Origin of the sequence: Tunicatimonas pelagia (assembly GCF_030506325.1) — a bacterium.
In the GTDB taxonomy this organism is placed as follows: domain Bacteria; phylum Bacteroidota; class Bacteroidia; order Cytophagales; family Cyclobacteriaceae; genus Tunicatimonas; species Tunicatimonas pelagia.
On the sequence record NZ_CP120683.1, the window covers coordinates 1,604,633 to 1,625,010 of the forward strand.

13 protein-coding genes are annotated in these 20,378 nt (G+C 46.8%); 7 read left to right on the forward strand and 6 right to left on the reverse strand.

From position 1 onward, the window contains the following. Positions 1–191: 191 nt before the first annotated feature. The 7 genes from P0M28_RS06745 (at position 192) to P0M28_RS06775 (ending at position 13,552) form a co-directional block, all read left to right on the forward strand. On the forward strand, positions 192–3,485 hold the full coding sequence (locus P0M28_RS06745) for a DUF1553 domain-containing protein (protein ID WP_302208918.1): 3,294 nt from the start codon (positions 192–194) through the stop codon (positions 3,483–3,485). A gap of 26 nt (positions 3,486–3,511) precedes the next feature. Beyond that, a complete protein-coding gene (locus P0M28_RS06750; protein WP_302208919.1) occupies positions 3,512–4,948 on the forward strand; it encodes a DUF1501 domain-containing protein in 1,437 nt (478 codons plus the stop codon). 274 nt (positions 4,949–5,222) lie between these two features. Next, positions 5,223–5,873, forward strand: a complete 651-nt coding sequence (locus tag P0M28_RS06755) for an RNA polymerase sigma factor (RefSeq protein ID WP_302208920.1) — start codon at positions 5,223–5,225, stop codon at positions 5,871–5,873. 164 nt (positions 5,874–6,037) lie between these two features. Further along, a complete protein-coding gene (locus P0M28_RS06760) occupies positions 6,038–7,039 on the forward strand; it encodes a FecR family protein (protein ID WP_302208921.1) in 1,002 nt (333 codons plus the stop codon). A gap of 40 nt (positions 7,040–7,079) precedes the next feature. Next, a complete protein-coding gene (locus P0M28_RS06765) occupies positions 7,080–10,502 on the forward strand; it encodes a SusC/RagA family TonB-linked outer membrane protein (protein WP_302208923.1) in 3,423 nt (1,140 codons plus the stop codon). Positions 10,503–10,513: 11 nt separating this feature from the next. After that, positions 10,514–12,049 (forward strand): RagB/SusD family nutrient uptake outer membrane protein, encoded by a 1,536-nt coding sequence (locus P0M28_RS06770; RefSeq protein ID WP_302208925.1) that lies wholly within the window; start codon positions 10,514–10,516, stop codon positions 12,047–12,049. 78 nt (positions 12,050–12,127) lie between these two features. Continuing rightward, positions 12,128–13,552, forward strand: a complete 1,425-nt coding sequence (locus P0M28_RS06775) for a sulfatase (RefSeq protein ID WP_302208927.1) — start codon at positions 12,128–12,130, stop codon at positions 13,550–13,552. A gap of 4 nt (positions 13,553–13,556) precedes the next feature. Here the strand turns inward: P0M28_RS06775 and P0M28_RS06780 are convergent, their stop codons facing one another. The 6 genes from P0M28_RS06780 to thrS form a co-directional block, all read right to left on the reverse strand. Further along, positions 13,557–15,038, reverse strand: a complete 1,482-nt coding sequence (locus P0M28_RS06780; RefSeq protein WP_302208928.1) for an arylsulfatase — start codon at positions 15,036–15,038, stop codon at positions 13,557–13,559. A 5-nt stretch (positions 15,039–15,043) separates the two neighbouring features. After that, positions 15,044–16,687 (reverse strand): sulfatase family protein, encoded by a 1,644-nt coding sequence (locus tag P0M28_RS06785; protein ID WP_302208929.1) that lies wholly within the window; start codon positions 16,685–16,687, stop codon positions 15,044–15,046. A gap of 143 nt (positions 16,688–16,830) precedes the next feature. Beyond that, positions 16,831–17,175 carry a 50S ribosomal protein L20 gene (rplT, locus tag P0M28_RS06790; RefSeq protein WP_302208931.1) on the reverse strand — a complete coding sequence of 115 codons (345 nt, stop codon included), beginning with the start codon at positions 17,173–17,175 and terminating at the stop codon, positions 16,831–16,833. A 182-nt stretch (positions 17,176–17,357) separates the two neighbouring features. Beyond that, positions 17,358–17,552 carry a 50S ribosomal protein L35 gene (gene rpmI / locus P0M28_RS06795; protein ID WP_302208932.1) on the reverse strand — a complete coding sequence of 65 codons (195 nt, stop codon included), beginning with the start codon at positions 17,550–17,552 and terminating at the stop codon, positions 17,358–17,360. A gap of 100 nt (positions 17,553–17,652) precedes the next feature. Continuing rightward, entirely contained in the window at positions 17,653–18,204 is a 552-nt protein-coding gene (gene infC, locus P0M28_RS06800; protein WP_302210861.1) for a translation initiation factor IF-3, read from the reverse strand. 244 nt (positions 18,205–18,448) lie between these two features. Continuing rightward, positions 18,449–20,377: a threonine--tRNA ligase gene (gene thrS, locus P0M28_RS06805; RefSeq protein ID WP_302208933.1), complete on the reverse strand. Its 1,929-nt coding sequence runs from the start codon at positions 20,375–20,377 to the stop codon at positions 18,449–18,451. Position 20,378: the final 1 nt, after the last annotated feature.

Below are 20,378 nucleotides of genomic sequence, written 5' to 3' on the forward strand. Positions count from 1 at the left end.
ATGTACAATGAGCAGTGAACAATTGATAAGTGATATTGTAAAACGGGTGAATTGCTAATTTTCAATATTCCATAGTCCGCTACTTACCATTCTCTACACATTGTTCATTGCACACTGTTCACTGCTAATTGTTTACCTGTTTCCATTCTGCGCTAATTTTAATATCTTTCCCATTAGCGATTCTCATGACTATGATTTACCCCCGATATATTCGAACGCTTATCTACTGTTGTATTATCGGCAGCTTATGGTGCTGCCAGCAAAAGCTTCCTGAAGAAGTGGCTCAGGCTTATGAGACCCTACCCGAGACGGTTGATTATAATTACCACGTAAAGCCCATTCTGTCAGATCGCTGCTTTGCCTGCCACGGTCAAGACAACAATACTCGAGAAGCCGACCTTCGACTCGATACGGAAGAAGGGGCTTACACTGCTTTAGAAAGCGGTAAAAAAGCGTTTGTGCCGGGTAGTTGGAACAAAAGTCACGCTTTACAGCGTATGTTATCCGATGATCCCGAATTGGTTATGCCCCCGCCTGAGTCCAACTTAAGTTTAACCGACGAAGAAATAGCTACGATTGCCAAGTGGGTTGAGCAAGGAGCCGAGTACAAACCCCACTGGGCGTTTATTCCCCCCTCAACGCCCGAAGTACCGGAAAGCAAGCAATTTGCCGAGTTTATAAAAAATCCTATTGACAACTTTGTAGCGGCTACTCTCGAGAGCCGAGGGCTTTCTCCTTCCAAACCTGCTAACAAGCAACGCCTGTTACGCCGGGTAACCCTTGACTTAACTGGACTCCCGCCCACTATTGAGGAAATGGATGCCTTTCTCGCTGATGATTCGGAGGGGGCTTACGAGAAAGTAGTTGATCGACTGCTGGCATCATCCGCCTACGGCGAACGGATGGCGATGGAGTGGATGGATGTTTCCCGCTACGCCGACTCTCACGGAATGCACGCTGATGGAGCACGAACCATGTGGCCCTGGCGTGACTGGGTTATTAAAGCCTTCAATGAAAATTTGCCCTACGATCAGTTTGCTACTTGGCAGCTAGCGGGCGACTTATTGCCGGATGCTAATAGAGAGCAAAAACTGGCAACGGCTTTTCACCGCAACCACCCCATGACCGGAGAAGGCGGAGTGGTTGATGAAGAGTTCCGGCTGAAGTACGTGTTTGACCGATCTAGTACCACAGCTACTGTATTCTTAGGATTAACGCTGGAATGTGCTCAGTGTCACGATCATAAATTTGATCCGCTTTCTCAGAAGGATTACTACAGCATGGCGGCTTTTTTCAATAATGTGCGAGAATTGGGTATGACCGGGGATGATGGTGACTACGGGCCAATGCTACTTTTGCCTTCTGACCCACAAAAGCAAACTATAGATTCGCTCGACGACCTGACCGAACAGTTGAAGGGTGATCTAGCTGAGATTGCTCAACATAAAGAATCGCTCGTTCAGTATCTCGATCAATTGTCAGGCAAAAATACCGTAGCTGTACCCCAACCTGTCGGTTATTTTCCGGTAGAGCAAATGTCTTCCACCAAAGATGCTAAAGGGAATTCCTACCGAACGATTGACCACAACCCCAAAACCCGAATATCTAGTGAGCCACAGTTAGTAAATGGCACTAAAGGGCAGGCACTTCATTTTGATGATGGCTACGAAACGCTTGCGTTGAAGGAAATTGGACAGTTTGAAATAAACGAGCCGTTTACGGCATCCGTTTGGGTAAAGCCCGATGTAGATCAAAAGATTCAGACCATCATGGCCACTGCTGGAGATAAAAATAATTTCTGGCGGGGCTGGGAATTTTATCTCGATAGCACCAATCACCCGGCGGTAAAGCTCATCCATTCCCTGCCCCATAATATGGTTCATACTAAAAGTCTGGCAAATATTCCGGTAGGTGAATGGTCGCATCTGGCGTTTACCTACGACGGTGGAGGAAAAGCAGCTAACGTAAACATCTACGTGAATGGTCGATCCGTAGCCACCAATGCGCTTTACGACCGATTGTACAAATCAATCAGAACGATTAGTAGTGGCAATCACCAGCCAACGAATCAGCCTATTCAATTGGGTAAATCGTATCGGGCATTTACGGGTGAGTTTGGCATTTACAAAGGCGCGGTAGACGAAATCCACGTCTTCCATCAGGATTTAACTCCATTAGAGATTGCTCAACTATACAACCGAGTGTCTGACAAGAAAATAGCCCAAGACGAACTCCCGGAAGAAGCTAAAATTACGCACGTACTAAAACGAAAGCACCAACCGTATCAGAAGAAGCAACAGCAGTTACGTGACTTAGTTCAGCAACGAATGGAGGTAGTAGATGACGTTACTGAAATCATGGTAATGGAAGAAGAGCCGGAGCCCCGCCCCATGTTTGTGCTGGACAGGGGAGCTTACGACGCGCCTACCGAACAAGTACCACCAGCTACTCCCGGAAGCGTACTACAGTTTCCCGAGGATCTCTCCCGCGACCGTCTAGGGTTAGCAAAATGGTTATTCAGTGAAGAAAATCCGCTGACGGCCCGAGTGACCGTCAACCGCTACTGGCAGCTTATCTTCGGACGGGGAATTGTGGATACGCCCCACGATTTTGGCTTTCAGGGTAGCCTTCCCTCCCATCCGGAATTGTTAGACTGGCTGGCAGTTACCTTCCGCGAATCGGGTGACCGGCAATCCGGTGGCCGACAATCCGGTGGCCGGCAATCCGGCTGGGATGTGAAGGGACTGATAAAAACGATGGTAATGTCCGGCACGTACCGACAGGCTTCGGTACAGGACGAAAATCAGGTGAAGGATGATCCAGACAATATTTGGCTAGCTCGGGGGCCTTCCCAGCGGCTTCCGGCAGAAATAATTCGGGATAATGCCTTAGCTGCTAGTGGGCTGCTAGTTGAGAAAATAGGCGGGGCTAGTGTGAAACCTTATCAACCCGAAGGTCTCTGGATTGAGAAAGGCAGCTTTTCCCACGAACTACTTCATTACAAAGAGGATGAGGGAGATAGTCTTTATCGACGTAGCCTGTATACGTTTATCCGACGAACCAGCCCCCACCCCGCTATGGTTGCCTTCGATGCACCTAACCGGGATGTTTGCACAGTGAAACGAGAAAGTACCAATACTCCGCTACAGGCATTAGTACTACTGAACGACCCTCAGTTTGTAGAAGCCGCCCGGGTGATGGGTCAGCGAGTACTGGCTAAGGGTGGTGAAACGACCGATGAGAAAATCAACTATGGCTTCCGTTTAGCCACCGGACGCAAGCCCACTACGCAGGAGGTAGATATTCTGGAGGGATTATTCACCGAGGCTAAGGAGAAGTTTTCCTCATCGCCCGCTCAGGCTGATTCGTTATTGGCGATCGGCGAATACCCCGTTGATCAACAGTTGGATAGAACCGAAAGTGCGGCTTGGGCTATGATCGCCAGTACTTTATTGAACCACGATGAATTTTATACGAAAAGGTAATTACCCTCTTGAAAAGTACGCTGAATATGGATCACTGCAATAATTACGAACAACAATATTCTCGTCGGGATTTTCTCACCAAAACCTCGCTAGGGTTAGGGGCGGTTAGTCTGGCTTCCTTGATTAATCCGCTCAAGTCGCTGGCAAAGGAACAAGGTGGCGTGGGATCGCCTTATTTTACCCCCAAAGTAAAACGGGTAATTTACCTATTTCAAAGTGGTGGCCCTTCTCAGCTAGAACTGTTTGATCCTAAACCACTACTGCGAGAAATGAATGGTAAAGATTTACCTGCATCCGTTCGGGGCGAACAACGCCTTACCGGTATGAGTGCGGGTCAGTCGTCCTTCCCTCTGGCGGGTTCCCAGTTCGACTTTGCCCACTACGGAAGCTCAAACGCCCCAGTCAGTGAGCTGATGCCACATACTGCTAAAGTTGTGGATGAGTTGTGCTTCGTAAAATCTATGTACACCGAAGCGATTAATCACGATCCGGCCATTACCTTCATTCAAACAGGTTCTCAGTTTTCCGGTAGGCCGAGTATTGGTTCGTGGTTGAGTTACGGGTTAGGTAGCGAGAATGAGAACTTACCAGGCTTTGTGGTGCTGGTCACCAAAAATAAACGCGGTCAGCCGCTGTACGCTCGCTTGTGGGGCAATGGATTTTTACCTTCCCAGCACCAGGGTGTACAGTTTCGGGCGGGAAAAGATGCGGTACTGTACTTAAATAATCCTGCGGGGGTTGATCCTAATGACCGCCGGATGCAACTTGATTATCTGAATCAACTTCAGGAAGCCCAGCACCAGAGCTTGGGTGACCCGGAGATCAATGCCCGAGTAGCCCAGTACGAGATGGCCTATCGGATGCAAGCCTCCGTACCGGAAATCATGGATACCTCAAGTGAACCCGATTACATCTACGATATGTACGGTGAAGATGCCCGCGAACCAGGAACCTTTGCCGCCAACTGCTTACTGGCTCGTCGCCTCGCCGAACGTGATGTTCGCTTTATTCAGCTCTACCACCAGGGCTGGGATCAGCACGGTAATTTACCGAACGCCATTCAAGCCCAAGCGAAAGAAACCGATCAGGCCTCAGCCGCTTTGGTGATGGACTTGAAACAACGGGGACTGCTGGAAGACACACTAGTGATCTGGGGTGGGGAATTCGGACGAACGAATTATTCGCAAGGCAAACTAACAAAAACCAACTACGGGCGTGACCATCACCCCCGCTGCTTTACCATCTGGATGGCCGGGGGCGGAGTGAAAAAAGGCTTCACCTACGGAGCTACCGATGAGTTTGGATACAATATTACTGATAAGCCCGTACACGTACACGATTTCCAGGCGACTTTGCTTCATCTGCTGGGCATTGACCATGAGAAACTCACCTTCAAATTTCAGGGACGTCGCTTCCGCCTAACTGATGTTCATGGACACGTAGTGAAGGATATTCTTACTTAAGTACCCCAGCAAACAAAGTTCTGTTAGTTATAGTGAATGGCCCGAATTTAAAAGCCAACAGATGCTCGCCATCAAGCTCACTAAAACTTTAAGCAAGTGGGGTGAATAAAGTATCTGTAGAAGGGCAGTGTAATTCTTACCACTCTTAACGGGTATTACAAATTCGTTAGAATTAAAACCTTTTATCATCTAGCAATATGCAAATGAATAATTTCATACTATCTTTTTCAAAAAAGTAATTATTAAGTATAATAGCTTCACGACAGACTGAAAGATGAAGCAACAGCCTAAGAATGTAGTTCAGCATACGGAAGATTTTGTGCTCTGGCAAGCGTTTAAACAAGGTGATCGTGAGGCGTACGCAACTATTTACCACCAGCATGTCCAGCCTCTCTTTCAGTACGGTTGTCGCTTATGTTCAGATCGCGAACTGGTGAAAGATACGATCCAGGACGTATTCTACTATCTCTGGGAACACCGCTCAGGGTTAAGTGACGTACGCCACATACAATACTATCTTGCTACTGCCCTCCGGCGAAAGATTATAGAGCAAAGAGAGACATTCCCTTTCAGCGAAATAGATAATGATACTATTACCATACCTTCCTTTGAAAGCGAACAAATAGTTGAGCAAAGTAAGTTTGACAATCAACGCTACCTGAACCGAGGGTTGGAACAACTGACTGAACGTCAGCGGGAAGCAATTTTTTTACGGTACTATCAGAATGTACCAATTCAGGAAATCGCTCAGATTATGAATATTCAGCGGCGAGCTGTGTACCAGTTATTGAAGAACGCTATCGATGCACTGGCAAATCACTGGCCGGAGAAAATGCAACGACTGGTCAGCATAGTAGGAGTGGGAATACTATTTAAATTTTTCAAAATAATCGTCATGTTTTTAGAAGAAATCTTGTATTTCTAACGTTCCTTTGTGAAAAGTATAAATAAGTAAAAACAGTTTCGTTGGTACGTGCACAAAAACACGCTTCACCCCTCTTATTAATGAAGGCTCTGCAAAAGAAGTGCCTGCCACTAGACACTAAAAGAATGAATGCGACTTTTTGTCGAGTTGCCACTGGATAATCTATGTACGAACGCGACCAAATGCGGGAGAAGCTCCTGCTAAACGATAAGTTTATCACTTGGGTGCTTCATCCAACCCCAGCTCTTGATCAGTACTGGCTTGAGTGGCAGAATGAAAGCCCCGAACGGGAAGCAATCTTGTCCGAAGCCCGGCAATTGGTACAACAAATGAAAGCAGTAGAGCCACAGGAAGTCTTACCCGAACGAGAAGTTCAGCAAATGTGGCAGGTTCTGCAAGCACGACATGGAGCAAACCAGAAAGCTAAAAGTACTCATCGGATAATAGATTGGTACTGGGTAGCAGCCAGTGTAGTGGTGCTGCTTACTTCTAGCGTATTTCTGTACTTAAGAATAAACGAACCTGCTTTAATAACTCATCAGACTACCTACGGCGAGACACGTTACGTTACTCTGCCCGACAGCTCTTCAGTATACCTCAACTCCAACTCATCCATAACCTACCAAGAAGCCTGGCTGGAATCTTCGGAAAGAAAATTGACTCTTAGCGGTGAAGCTTTTTTCAAAGTGCATCACACGAAAGATCATCGACCGTTCTTAGTGCATGCCAATGCCGTAACTGTTAAGGTATTAGGAACATCCTTTAATGTTTTAAATCGGCGAGATCGCACCCAAATTGTTTTACAGGAGGGCGAGGTTGCATTGCAAACAAAGGAAGCAGAAGTATTACCAAATGATATTATCATGCAGCCGGGAGAACTAGTAGAGATAGAGGCGGGCGATTATATTCAGCATCCGGTAAACGTTCAAAAATACACAGCCTGGATACAAAATGAACATATTTTTGATGGAACCACCATTGCCGAAATCGCCCAATTACTGGAAGATACCTACGGATTGAACGTCAGTATTGAGAATAATTCTACAGCCGACAAAAAGTTTACCGGTAGAATAAATAGAGGTAATCTAACCAGTCTGTTCGGCCAGATGGAAAAAGTATTTCAGATTAAGATAGAACAGCATCAAGATCGGGTAACCATACGATAATCATCAGTCTTCAATCTAATTTTCATTTAATACAATAGTTATGCACAAATTACTACTATGGCTCGGGCTAATCTTTTTAGCCTCTCCTAGCGTAGGGCAAGCTCGGCTAGCCGAAGCTTATCAGCACGCGTTAGCTTCCCAGCAGAAGGTGCAACATGCCCTTATTCCGACACTAAACGAACTGGAACAGCAGTACGACACCCGTTTCAGTTACGACCAGGACTTGCTCCAGAACAAGAAAGTAGACAATGCCATTGCCGGTCAGGCAAAACAAGGACAAAAAACACTGGAAGAAATTCTGCGTCAACTGCTTACCCCGTTGGAGCTAACCTTTGAGCAGTTTGATGAAAAAACCTACGTGATTTATCCGGACAATGATCGGGTCTCATTTGAAAAAGTAAAACAGGAAAATCCGAGCGAAACAAGCCTGGTTATGCCATCAGCCCCAAAAATCATTAGCCCTACCGTCCCGATTGAGTTGCCTGCTGAACAGACCGTATCGGGAAAAGTGACTGACCTGTCTACCGACGAACCGCTACCCGGAGTAAATATTTTAGCCAAAGGCACCTCTACTGGTACGGTGACGGATGTGGAGGGTAATTATCGCCTAACCGTTGCCGACGATGTAACCACATTAGTATTTTCGTCAATCGGCTTTGAGACTTTAGAAGAAGAAATTAACGGTCGTTCGATGATCAATATTGCATTATCTCCTGACATCCAGTCTCTCTCCGAAGTAGTCGTCGTGGGATACGGTGCGGTAGAAAAGCGGGATTTGACGGGCGCCGTTTCCAAGATTGAAGGCGATGAGCTAACTAACCTACCTGCTCCTCGGGTAGACCAGCTCCTTCAGGGTCGGGCACCCGGTGTGAATGTTACTTCAGTGAATGGGGCTCCCGGAGCGCGAGCCTCCATTCGCATCCGGGGCGGTAACTCGGTACAAGGCGACAACGAGCCACTCTACGTGATTGATGGATTTATTGCGGGAACAGACTTCAACCTCAATAATTTGAATGTTAACGATATTGAATCGATTGATATTCTTAAAGATGCTTCGGCCATCTCTATTTACGGTACGCGGGGAGCGAACGGGGTGATTTTGATTACGACCAAAGACGGCTCCGGGGCAACAGGAGGTAAGCCCAATATTTCTTTCAACGCCTATACCGGCACGCAGTCGTTGCTGCGGGAGGTCGATTTTCTGAACGGTATAGAACGAGCCGCTTACGGTAGCGAATACGCCGAGTTTAGCGGGGAGTCTAACCCCTTTGTCGACGAAAGCCTCATTGCCGATACCGACTGGCAAGATCTCATCACTCGCACCGCTCCCATCAACAACATTGACCTTTCGGTGAGTGGAAACACCGAGAATGTGAACTACTATATTTCGGGCAACTACCTCAACCAGCGTGGTATCATCGAAAATTCTGGGTTCAGTCGCTACAATGTTCGTACTAACCTAGATTTCAAATTAGCCAAGTGGGCGAAGTTAGGGGCTCGGGTAAACGCTACCTACACTGATACCGACAATAGTTTGGTCAATCTTTGGAATGCTCGCCTGGCCCTAACCTCTTTTCCTGCTTTTCAGGAAGATGGTAGCTTTTGGGACGAGAACTATGTACAAGGTGGCCCCTTCGACAACCCCTTGGCTAGTCTGGCACTGAATGCCGACCAAGAGATCGGGACTAACTTATTAGGTAATTTCTACTTGGAGATAGAACCCATTGAGGGGCTAACGATTCGCTCTACCATTGGTCCCCAGCTTAACTGGGAAAAGCGGAATGTTTTTGAGTCTAGCCGACTACCCTCTCGAGCGGCTTCCCAAATTGGTGGACGGGCGGAGCTCCGCAACCTCTTCAATGTGGAAATTCTGCAAGAAAATACGATTACTTATAATAAGGAGATCAACGAGAACCATCGCTTCAACGTTTTGGGTGGTTTCACCTGGCAAACGTCAAAAACTGAGTTCTTCTCAGCATTTACCGATGGCTTGCCCAACGACGGGGTATCCTTTGACGTACTGGAGGTCGGTAATCCGGAAACTTTTCGGGTAAACTCTGATTTTAGAAACCCGTTTCAAATTGTCTCCTGGCTGGGCCGGGTGAATTATACGCTGAAGGACAAATATCTATTTACCGTAGCAGGACGGGTGGATGGCTCTTCCCGTTTCTCGGGGGCCAACAACCAGTATGCATTCTTCCCATCCGCAGCCTTTGCTTGGCGGTTAGGCGACGAACAATTTATCCAAAACCTGGGGGTATTTGATGATCTGAAGTTCCGGGCGAGCTACGGAGTATCGGGTAGCCAAGCGATTAATGCCTTCAGTACCCGAGCCATTCTCGACCCTAGCGTGGTGATATTTAATAATACCCAGAATATTAACGTGCGAAGAGACCGCCCCGATAACCCCGAACTACGGTGGGAAACCACCCGGCAGTTTGATATTGGGCTGGAGGCAGGCTTCTTCAACAACCGCCTCACCTTTGAGCTGGACTATTACCGAAAAACCACTGTAGACCTACTTCTCAACCGAGAGATTCCTCGCCAAACCGGATTCGATCGGCGATTGGAGAATATTGGCTCACTGCGAAACCAGGGCATGGAACTAATGGTCAACTCAGTAAACGTGGATAACGACTTCTTTAAGTGGTCAACCACGCTGACGTTAGCTGGCAACCGGAGTGAAGTGCTGGACTTGGGCGGGGTAGACGAAATTATCATTTACAACTTAGAGCAGGGTGGCCCCGGAGCTCAACTAATTGTAGGCGAACCTGTGGGCGTATTCACCGGATTAAATTACCTGGGTACTTGGCGGTCGCAAGCGGAGATTGACGAATTTGGGTACGATGGACTGCGAACCGTTGTAGGTGGTCCTCGGTTCCGGGATACCAGCGACGATGGTACCATCAGCTTTCTTGATGATTTCTCTATTATTGGTGATCCCGAACCTACTGTGTTTGGCGGAATTAATAACTCCTTCCAGTACAAAAACTTCACGCTGGATGTCTTCTTTCAGGGAACCTTCGGCAATAATGTGTACAATGAATTTGCCCAGCGAGGCTTCTTCGGTAGAAGTGATCAGAATATTTATCGATTCGCTCTGAACCGCTGGACGGAAGAAAATCCCAACTCGGACATCCCCCGAGCGGGTAGTGTCATCAGTATTGCCGATGTGCCTTCTAATGATGAACTGGTAGAAGATGGAACTCATCTGCGACTGAGAAACGTCCGGCTAGCCTACCAAGTCCCTACCGAAAATGTGAGCTGGTTGCGAAACCTCAGCGTATACGTCACGGGAAATAACTTGCTCCTTTTCTCTAATTTCCGAGGCTACGACCCGGAAGCTACCCGAATTGGGCCTGACAATACTAATAATCAATTTCGGAATGTGGTACGGGGAGTGATTCGAGCGGAATATCCTACAGCTCGTTCATTTACCATCGGTCTTAATGCAAACTTTTAATGTCAACTGCCATGAAGAATATTATCATTACTTTACTATCACTTTCCCTACTAGGCACCTTCGGTTGTCAGGATTTTCTGGAAGAAGATACCCGTGGTATTATTAGCCCTGATAATTTTTATACCTCCGACGAAGAAGCTATACTGGCGGTGAACGGCCTTTATAAGGGATTTTCTGGGCAAGGAGGTTTTAGCGGCCGCAGTCTGTACGCTAACTGGGGAAATATCCAGTCTTTCACACTTTACGGAGCCGATGAGGTAGGGCCTAACCGACAGTTTGGTGGTGTGGAACCCATACAAAACTACACGCTCTCCCCAAGTAACTACGGTAACGCCCGTAATATTTGGCAAAACCTCTACCGCATTATTGGTGATGCTAACTCGGTGATTAATAATGTGACCGATAACCCGAGTTTATCTCCGACCATTATCGGACGGGTAACCGGAGAAGCCTTATTTCTGCGGTCGTTTGCTTACTACCATCTTACTAATATTTGGGGAGCAGTGCCCTACTACGATGAGGATTTGCCGCTCAGCGAAGTAGCTCAGTTGGGCCGTACCGACGTCAGTACCGTTCGTCAAAATGTAATCAATGATTTAAACCGGGTGGAAGCCGAAGAATTACTACCCTCATCGTTTAACGGTAGTGATGTAGGTAGAGCCACGGTTTGGGCTACCAAGATGCTGAAAGCCAAGATGATGATGTGGGAAGAAGACTGGTCGGGAGCGCTGACCGAAACAACGGACATCATTAACAACTCACCCCATCGGCTACTCGCTAACTACGCCGATGTATTCAATCTAAACGCCCCTAATCCGTTTCACGATGAGGTGATTTGGGGATTAGATTATTCCAAAGATGTAGACCAGAATATTACGAGCCGCACCGATGCGTTTAATCCCCGTATCCGGGATGAACCGGCTAATTCGGAAGAGCGAGGAGCACTTTCGGAAGCCCTGAATGTCCGCAATGAGGAATTTAACGGGTTCGGACTCACCGTAGCCTTACCTAGCTTTGCCGAAGCATTTCCGATGGATGACCTTAGACGACCACTCAATGTACTTAACGAGTACCTCGGGTTTGAACTACAGTTTACATACCTACCCAAGCACTGGAATTTAGACTTTATCAATTCCCCGCGGGCCAACCACGGTGAGTTGTACATTATCTTCCGACTGGCGGATACCTACCTGATGGCAGCTGAGGCCGCTAACGAACTGGGCGACCCGACTGCATTTCAGTACATCAACCAGGTACGCGAACGCGCCTACGAACCTGACCAACCCTACGCTGGTTTAGGCCAAGAAGCCTTTCGGCAAGTATTACAAGATGAAAGAAAATGGGAGCTAGCTGCCGAAGGCTTCCGCCGTTATGACCTCATCCGCTGGGGCATTCTGGTAGAAATCGTACAAAACGCTACCTACTTGTCATTCAACGGGCCAGATAATATTTTACCGATACATGTAAGAGCTCCCATCCCAGAAGAAGAGATTATATTAAACCCGAATCTGCTCGAGTTTGATCCGACGAATAATGGCTATCAATAGCGATCCTTTCTAAATAAATGGTAGCTGGGTGAGTTTTCGCATCTGGCTACTTTTTTCTATTTTCCTGCCTAAAAACGGATGATGTTTCGATTATTACTTCTGGTGCTGTGGAGTTGGGTAGTTTCTGAAACGGCTGCTCAATCGCCCAATGTAGTTTTTATCAACGTGGATGATCTAGGCTACCGTGATTTGGGATACATGGGTAGTAGCTACTACGAAACTCCCAATATTGACCGATTAGCCCAGGAAGGTATGGTATTTACTCAGGCTTACGCCGGAGCAGCTAACTGTGCCCCCAGCCGAGCCTGCCTGCTCTCGGGAATGAATACTCCGCGACACGGAATTTACACAGTGGGTAACTCCGATCGAGGCGATACTCGGACTAGAAAAGTTATTCCCGCGAGTAACCAGACCGTTTTAGCCGACTCTATTTACACCCTAGCGGAACTATTTCGTGGCCAAGGATACGTTACGGGTACCTTCGGAAAGTGGCACCTGGGTGATAATCCCACTACGCAGGGCTTTGATGTGAATGCAGGTGGCAGCCACCGGGGAAACCCTGGTAAGAATGGATACTTTAGTCCCTACAATGTTGATCATCTGCCCGACGGTCCAGAAGGCGAATATCTAACTGATCGGCTCACTTCCGAAGCAATCGGTTTTTTGCAGGCAAACCAAGAAAAACCTTTTTTCCTGTATCTGCCCTATTACACGGTTCATACTCCTATCATTGGAAAGAAAGAGTTGGTCGAGCGGTTTGACAAGAAAGAAACTACTCATGGCCAAGACAATCCGATTTATGCGGCAATGACTGCTTCGCTAGACGAAAATGTAGGTCGACTGCTTACAGAAATTGATCGTTTGCAATTACGGAGTAATACTATTGTTGTGTTTACTTCCGACAACGGAGGAATTCGGGACATATCGTACCAAGATCCGCTACGAGCGGGTAAGGGTTCGTACTACGAAGGTGGTATCCGGGTGCCACTAATCATTCACTGGCCTGAAAAAATTACTCCTCAAACCATATGCACCACTCCTGTCAGTAATCTGGATTTTTACCCAACTTTTCAAAGTATTCTCAATGTTCAGTCTGAAGAGGAGCAGCCACTGGATGGAGTTGATATTACACCGCTGCTGTTAGGAAAAGAGATAACCGAACGGCCACTTTTCTGGCATTTCCCTATTTATTTACAGGCTTATCATCCGACGGAAGACGGGGGTCGTGATCCGCTATTCCGCACCCGTCCCGGTTCAGTAGTCCGGCTCGGTGAATGGAAATTACACCACTACTACGAAGATGATTCGCTAGAACTTTACAATTTGAACAAAGACTTAGGTGAAACTACCAACGTAGCTAATGACTATCCAGATGTCAGGAATAAACTGTACCAGCTATTAACCAACTGGTTCAAAAGCCACCAACTTGATCTATCATTCCCTAAAAACCCAGACTACGACTCTGAGTTTGAGCAACAGCAAAAAACCAAGGTATTACGATAATTACCTACTGAGCACCGAGGTACGTCCCCTGATCGAAGGTGAAAACTGGGGAGGGAGTACGAGCATTCTTTAGTACTTCTTCCATTTCGGCTACTACCTCAGGATGTTCGGAAGCCACATTGTTCTCTTCGCCAATATCCTGGGAAAGATCGTACAGCTCTAGCGGGCTATCTGGATTCTCTAGCACATTGTAGCGAACCGCTTTCCAGTCGCCTTGCCGCACCGCTAGTCGCCCGCCTTTTTCATGGAATTCCCAGTAGAGATAATCATGCTGAGGCTGACTACCTGAGTCTAACAGAGTAGGAACAAAAGAAACACCATCCCCTTCAGGAGATTCCGTGTTGGCTAACTCAGCTAGGGTCGGGTAGACGTCCCAAAATGCCGAAACGTGGTCACTCTCGCTACCCGCTGCAATTTTACCCAGCCAACGGGCAATCATTGGCACTCGGATACCACCTTCGTAAAGATCACGCTTGTAGCCTTTCAGCGGGCCGTTGCTATCAAAATAGTCCGGGTCAGCCCCACCCTCTTGATGGGGGCCATTGTCGGAAGTAAAGATAATCAGTGTATTATCGGCCAAGCCTAATGAATCTACTTTCGCCACAATCTCGCCTACTTGCTGATCAAGCAGTGAAATCATAGCCACAAAAGTCGCGTGGGGTTCTTCCTGAGATTCGTAGGGCCCGGTTCGATAGTTCTCACCTTCATCTACTCCCTCGTAGGGGGTTTCCGGTGGATATTTTCCTTGATATTGCGCCATTATTTCCGGTGGGGCGACTAATTCGGCATGAGGAATTACGCTAGGTACGTAAAGGAAAAAAGGTTCCTCCTGATGGTCTTCAATAAAGCCCAGCACCTCCCGATGAATCAAAGAAGGTGCGTAACTGCCTTTCTGCTTTCCAGCATTTTCTTCCAGCACAATCGAATCCTGATTATGCCAGAGGTGCCTCGGATAGTAATGGTGCCCGTACCGCTGACAATTGTAGCCAAAGAATTCATCGAAGCCCTGCTGATTAGGATCACCTTCTGAACCAGGATAGCCCAGCCCCCACTTGCCAAAGGCTCCGGTAGCGTAACCTGCTTCCCGCAATGATTCCGCTAAAGTCTGTACACTATCGGGCAAGGGGTGCTGCCCTTCGGGCCGAACCTCTTTATTGCCCCGAATGGGAGTATGCCCCGTGTGAAGTCCCGTCATTAACGCTGAACGGGATGGAGCACATACGGTGTTGCCTGAATAGTGCTGAGTGAACCGCATACCTTCCTGGGCTAGTTTATCAATGTTGGGAGTAGAAAACTTAGTTTGTCCGTAGCAGCTCAAATCGCCGTAGCCCAAATCATCGGCTAGAATATAGATGATATTGGGTGGATTAGAAGATTCACTTTCCAGTTCGGTTGCTGTTTCGGGCTGAGGCGAGCAGTTGACAATAAGCAGTGAAAGAAAAAACCAGGTAAACTGATTTTTGACGTATTGATAAGGTAAAATCATTGCTATCACTTATTATTTCGCGCTTCCACTACTTCCAGATATTCTTCTAAAAACCGCTGGTTATTTTCGTCGCTATCTCCGTATTGGTCGCGTAGTTCAGTTAAGCGGGTGTGGAGTTGCTCCTGCACTTCAGCGTACTCAGGATCGTCGTATACATTCTGCATTTCGTTGGGGTCTTTCTCCAGATCGTACATTTCCCACTCATCGATATCGTAGTAAAAGTGCATGAGTTTATAGCGATCGGTAGCCACGCCGTAGTGTCGCTTCACCATGTGTACTGAGGGATATTCGTAGTAGGTATAGTAGACCGCATCGCGCCACTCGTCAGTTTCACCACCTACTAACTTGCGGAAGGATTCACCCTGCATTGGCTCAGGAATATCGATTCCGGCGTAGTCTAAGAACGTAGGGGCAATATCCAGATTCTGTACCAAAGCATCACTTTCCATTCCAGCTTCAATCTCCTTGGGATAACGCACCAGCAGCGGAGTGCGGAACGATTGCTCGTACATAAACCGCTTATCAAACCAACCGTGCTCGCCCAAATAAAAACCTTGATCTGAAGTATAAACCACAATCGTATTATCGGCCAACCCATTTTCATCTAAATAATCTAACACTTCGCCTACTCCATCGTCTACCGATTTAATAGTTCGCAGATAATCCTTAATGTAGCGGTTAAACTTCCAGAGGGCAATCTCTTTCTCTCGATCTTCATCAAATTCTAGTTCCTCTTCGGCGTAGTACGTTTTTAAAAATTCCTGATTTTTAGGTTCGTAGGCAGCGTGCCACTGCTTTCGTTGTTCTTCGCTAAACCGCTCTAGTGTACGAGCAAGTCCAGTACTATCACCACTCGGATCAACTATCAGTTTAAAGTCATGGCCCCAGCGAGCGTGCCCATCTACCTCCATCTCCTGTTCTTTGGCTGCCTTACCTCTTCCTTCATAATCATCAAAGTAGTTCGATGGTGGATCAAAAGTTTTATCATCGTAAAGAGTAAGGTACTTGGGTGCTGGCTTCCAATTACGATGTGGTGCTTTTTGATGGTACATCAGCAGAAAGGGTTTATCCGGATCGCGCTGTTCTTTCAGCCACTTCAGAGTATGCTCCGTTGTGATCTCAGTAACGTAGCCTTCAAATCGCTGGCGTTCACCATTCACTAGAAAGTCGGGATTGTAATAATGCCCCTGTCCCGGTAGCACCATTGAGTGGTCAAACCCCTGCGGTAACCCATCCAGGTGGATTTTACCAATCAGAGCGGTTTGGTAGCCGTTAGCCTGTAGCAGCTTAGGAAAATTATCCTGATCCCAATCGAAAGGCTGAATATTATCTACTTTACCGTTCTTGAAACTATGCTTCCCAGTAAGCACCACCGCCCGGCTGGGCGCACAAATAGAGTTGGTGACCGTAGCCCGGGTAAAAATAGCTCCCTCGTTAGCAATCCGATCAATGTTGGGCGTTTCGTTCAAACCATGTCCGTAGGCACTCACTGCCTGGTAGGCATGATCATCGCTCATAATGAAGATAATATTGGGTGAGCGATCTTCTGACACTTTCTCCGCTGGCTGGTTACAGGCTGAAAAAAGTGAAGCTGTAACGATGAGCAGAATGTAGTAAGGAGATAGATTCATTGTAAAAGGTCGTGACATTTATAGTAAAGCTGGTTGAAGATAGGAGCTTTACTATGAGCTTACAAATTCACCGTGCAAAAACTCTTCCTCTAGTATTTCTTCCATAAAAAAAGCCCTCCGAATGAAGGGCTTTATAACTAATCTGTCGAGGCAGATAATGTCTACTTAACTTTTTCTACGATGGCCTTAAATGCTGTCGGGTGGTTCATGGCTAAATCGGCCAGCACCTTTCGGTTCAGGTCAATTCCAGTAGTTTTTATTGCTCCCATAAATTTAGAGTAGGATATTCCATGCTCGCGGGTTCCGGCATTGATTCGCTGAATCCAGAGGCGGCGAATTTCGCGTTTCTTTTGTCGGCGGTCGCGGTAGGAATAGACCATTCCTTTTTCAACCGCATTCTTAGCAACCGTCCATACATTGCTTCTTCGTCCCCAGTAGCCTTTGGCTTGCTTGAGAACTCTTTTTCGGCGGGCGCGTGACGCCACATTGTTTACTGATCTTGGCATGTTTGTTTTGTTTTTTTGATGTTTGGCGACTTTTCGTACTTACTAGCCAAACCTCGGGTGAAATTAATAAACCAAAAATAAATGTAGCGTTATAGTGTTTTAGTGCTAGAGATTTAAGACTACAAAGAGGCTAATAAACCATAACACATTAACACCAGGCGGCGGTCGCTTTAACACTAAACTTAGATATTGAGCATTTTCTTTACTCGGTCTTTGTCTGACGGATGAACCAGGGTCATCTTGGTAAGATTGCGCTTCTGCTTGGTTTCCTTTTTGGTAAGGATGTGGCTTTTGAAGGCATGCTTACGCTTGATCTTACCCGTCCCGGTCAGCTTAAAACGCTTTTTTGCGCCTGACTTGGTCTTTGCTTTCGGCATCGTTACTGAATTTTAAGTTATGTTAGACATAAGAAATCCTGCTAGTGGGAAAGATAGTTCCCTCACTGGCAGGATCCCTGAAAATTTATGGAATCAAATTTTATTTCTTTACAGCCTTAGGGGCCAACATGAGAAACATTCGCTTACCCATGAGTTTGGGCATCTCTTCTACCTTGGCTTCTTCTTCCAAAGCCTGGGCAAATCGAAGCAACAGCATTTCTCCTCGTTCTTTAAATACAATTGATCTTCCCACGAAGTGTACGTAGGCTTTCACTTTCGCTCCATCTTGCAAGAACCCTTGGGCGTGTTTCAGCTTGAAATTGAAATCGTGGTCATCAGTATTGGGACCAAAACGAATTTCCTTCACCACGGTCTTCTGCGACTTCGCCTTAATCTCTTTCTGCTTCTTCTTCTGTTCGTACTTGAACTTAGAATAATCTATAATCTTACAAACGGGTGGATCAGCCGACGGTGAAATTTCCACCAGATCTAACCCCTGATCCTGCGCCATTTGTAGTGCTTCTTTTACATCGTGGATTTCATTATCGGCGTTTTCGCCAACTACCCGTACATAAGGGGCGCGAATACGCTGATTGACCTTATAAGGTTCTTCCCGCTTAATAGGCCCTCTTCTTCTTTTAAATTTGCTAATAGTTACCTCCCGGTTTAGTGAATATTTTGAACCTGCAAATATCGGTAATTAATCATTCTATCCAATAATTGCCTACTATTTATACCGAAGTATTCAGGAAAAAGTTTTGGTAATTCTGACATATCGTTCTTTCACAAGTAAACACATAGCTTGGGCTGTAGTTGTAAACTTTGACTACGCCAACTCATAATCAGCGATGCTGATGGAACTTACCATCGTATTGCTGATAAACATCAATTACAACCTACAATTGCTCTGAAAAGTAGCTGATAAAATCAGGTAAACTATACGTTCCTACATCACCCTGCCCGTGGCGACGCACGGAAACCGATTGGCTCTCGGCTTCTTTTTCGCCTACAATCAGCATAAACGGGATTTTAGTAACTTCCGCATCCCGTATTTTTCTGCCAATTTTCTCATCCCGATGATCTATCATACCACGAATGTCCTGTTCTTCTAGCATTGCCAATACTTCATCGGCGTAGTCAGCATATTTTTCGGAAATGGGAAGAATGGCAAACTGCTCGGGGGCGAGCCACAATGGTAAGTTTCCACCGGTGTGTTCCAGTAAAATAGCCACAAAGCGTTCCATGGAACCAAACGGAGCCCGATGGATCATGACCGGACGATGTTTCTGGTTATCAGCACCGATGTAGGTCAGTTCAAATCGCTCGGGCAAATTATAATCTACCTGAATGGTTCCTAACTGCCACTGTCGCCCGAGCGCATCGTTTACCATAAAGTCTAGCTTGGGTCCGTAAAAAGCCGCTTCGCCGTATTCAGTAACCGTTTTTAGACCTTTTTCTTCAGCAGCTTCCACAATTGCCTGTTCGGATATTTCCCAGTTTTCGTCAGTACCGATGTATTTTGATCGGTCTTCCTGATCGCGCAGCGAAATTTGAGTAGTAAAGTCCTCAAAACCCATGGAGCCAAAAACGTAAAGCACCAAGTCAATTACTTTCTTAAACTCATCCTTTACCTGATCAGGGCGGCAGAAAATATGAGCATCATCCTGGGTAAAGCCTCGCACCCGGGTGAGTCCGTGCAATTCCCCGCTTTGCTCGTAGCGATAAACGGTCCCGAACTCGGCGTAGCGAATGGGTAATTCTTTATACGAATGCGGTCGGCTCTGATAAATCTCGCAGTGGTGCGGGCAGTTCATCGGTTTCAGTAGAAACTCTTCTCCCTCGTGCGGAGTGCTGATGGGTTGGAACGAATCTTTACCGTACTTCTCATAGTGACCGGAAGTAACATATAAATCTTTGTGCCCAATGTGGGGAGAGATTACGGGCTGGTACCCGGCTTTCTGTTGGGCTTTCTTCAGGAAGTTCTCCAGTCGCTCCCGCATAAGTACGCCCTTGGGCAACCACAGTGGTAATCCTTGACCTACTCTTTCCGAAAAAGTGAAGAGTTCCAGTTCTTTCCCCAGCTTGCGGTGGTCGCGCTTCTTGGCTTCTTCCAGTAACTCTAAGTATTCCTTTAGTTCTTTTTGCTTCGGAAAGGTGATTCCATAGATACGGGTAAGCTGCTTATTCTTCTCGTCGCCCCGCCAGTAGGCTCCCGCCACGTTCATCAGCTTAATCGCCTTAATAAATCCGGTATTAGGAATGTGTGGCCCGCGGCATAAATCCACAAAATTGCCTTGCTGATAAAAAGTGATTTGTCCGTCTTCTAAGCCATCGATCAACTCCAACTTGTATTCGTCACCCTTTTTAGTAAAGTAGTCAATTGCATCGGCTTTGCTGACATCGCTGCGCTCATACGTATTTTTCTGCCGAGCCAGTTCCTGCATTTTAGCCTCAACCTTAGGCAAATCATCTTCACCTAGCGAACGGTCGCCCAAGTCTACATCGTAGTAAAAACCATTGGCAATGGGGGGACCAATACCAAACTTTACATTGGGGTACAATTCTTCTAAAGCTTCTGCTAACAAATGAGCCGAAGAGTGCCAGAAGGCTGACTTTCCTTCCAGATCGTTCCAGGTGAGCAACTGCAAATCAGAATCTTGTGTAATACTTCGGGTAGCATCCCAAACTTCGCCGTCTACTTTAGCGGCTAGCACATTACGGGCTAAACCTTCGCTAATGCTTTGGGCAACTTCTAATCCAGTTACTCCGGCGGGGTAGGCTCGCTGGCTTCCGTCAGGTAGAGTAATTTGTATTTCTTCGGTCATT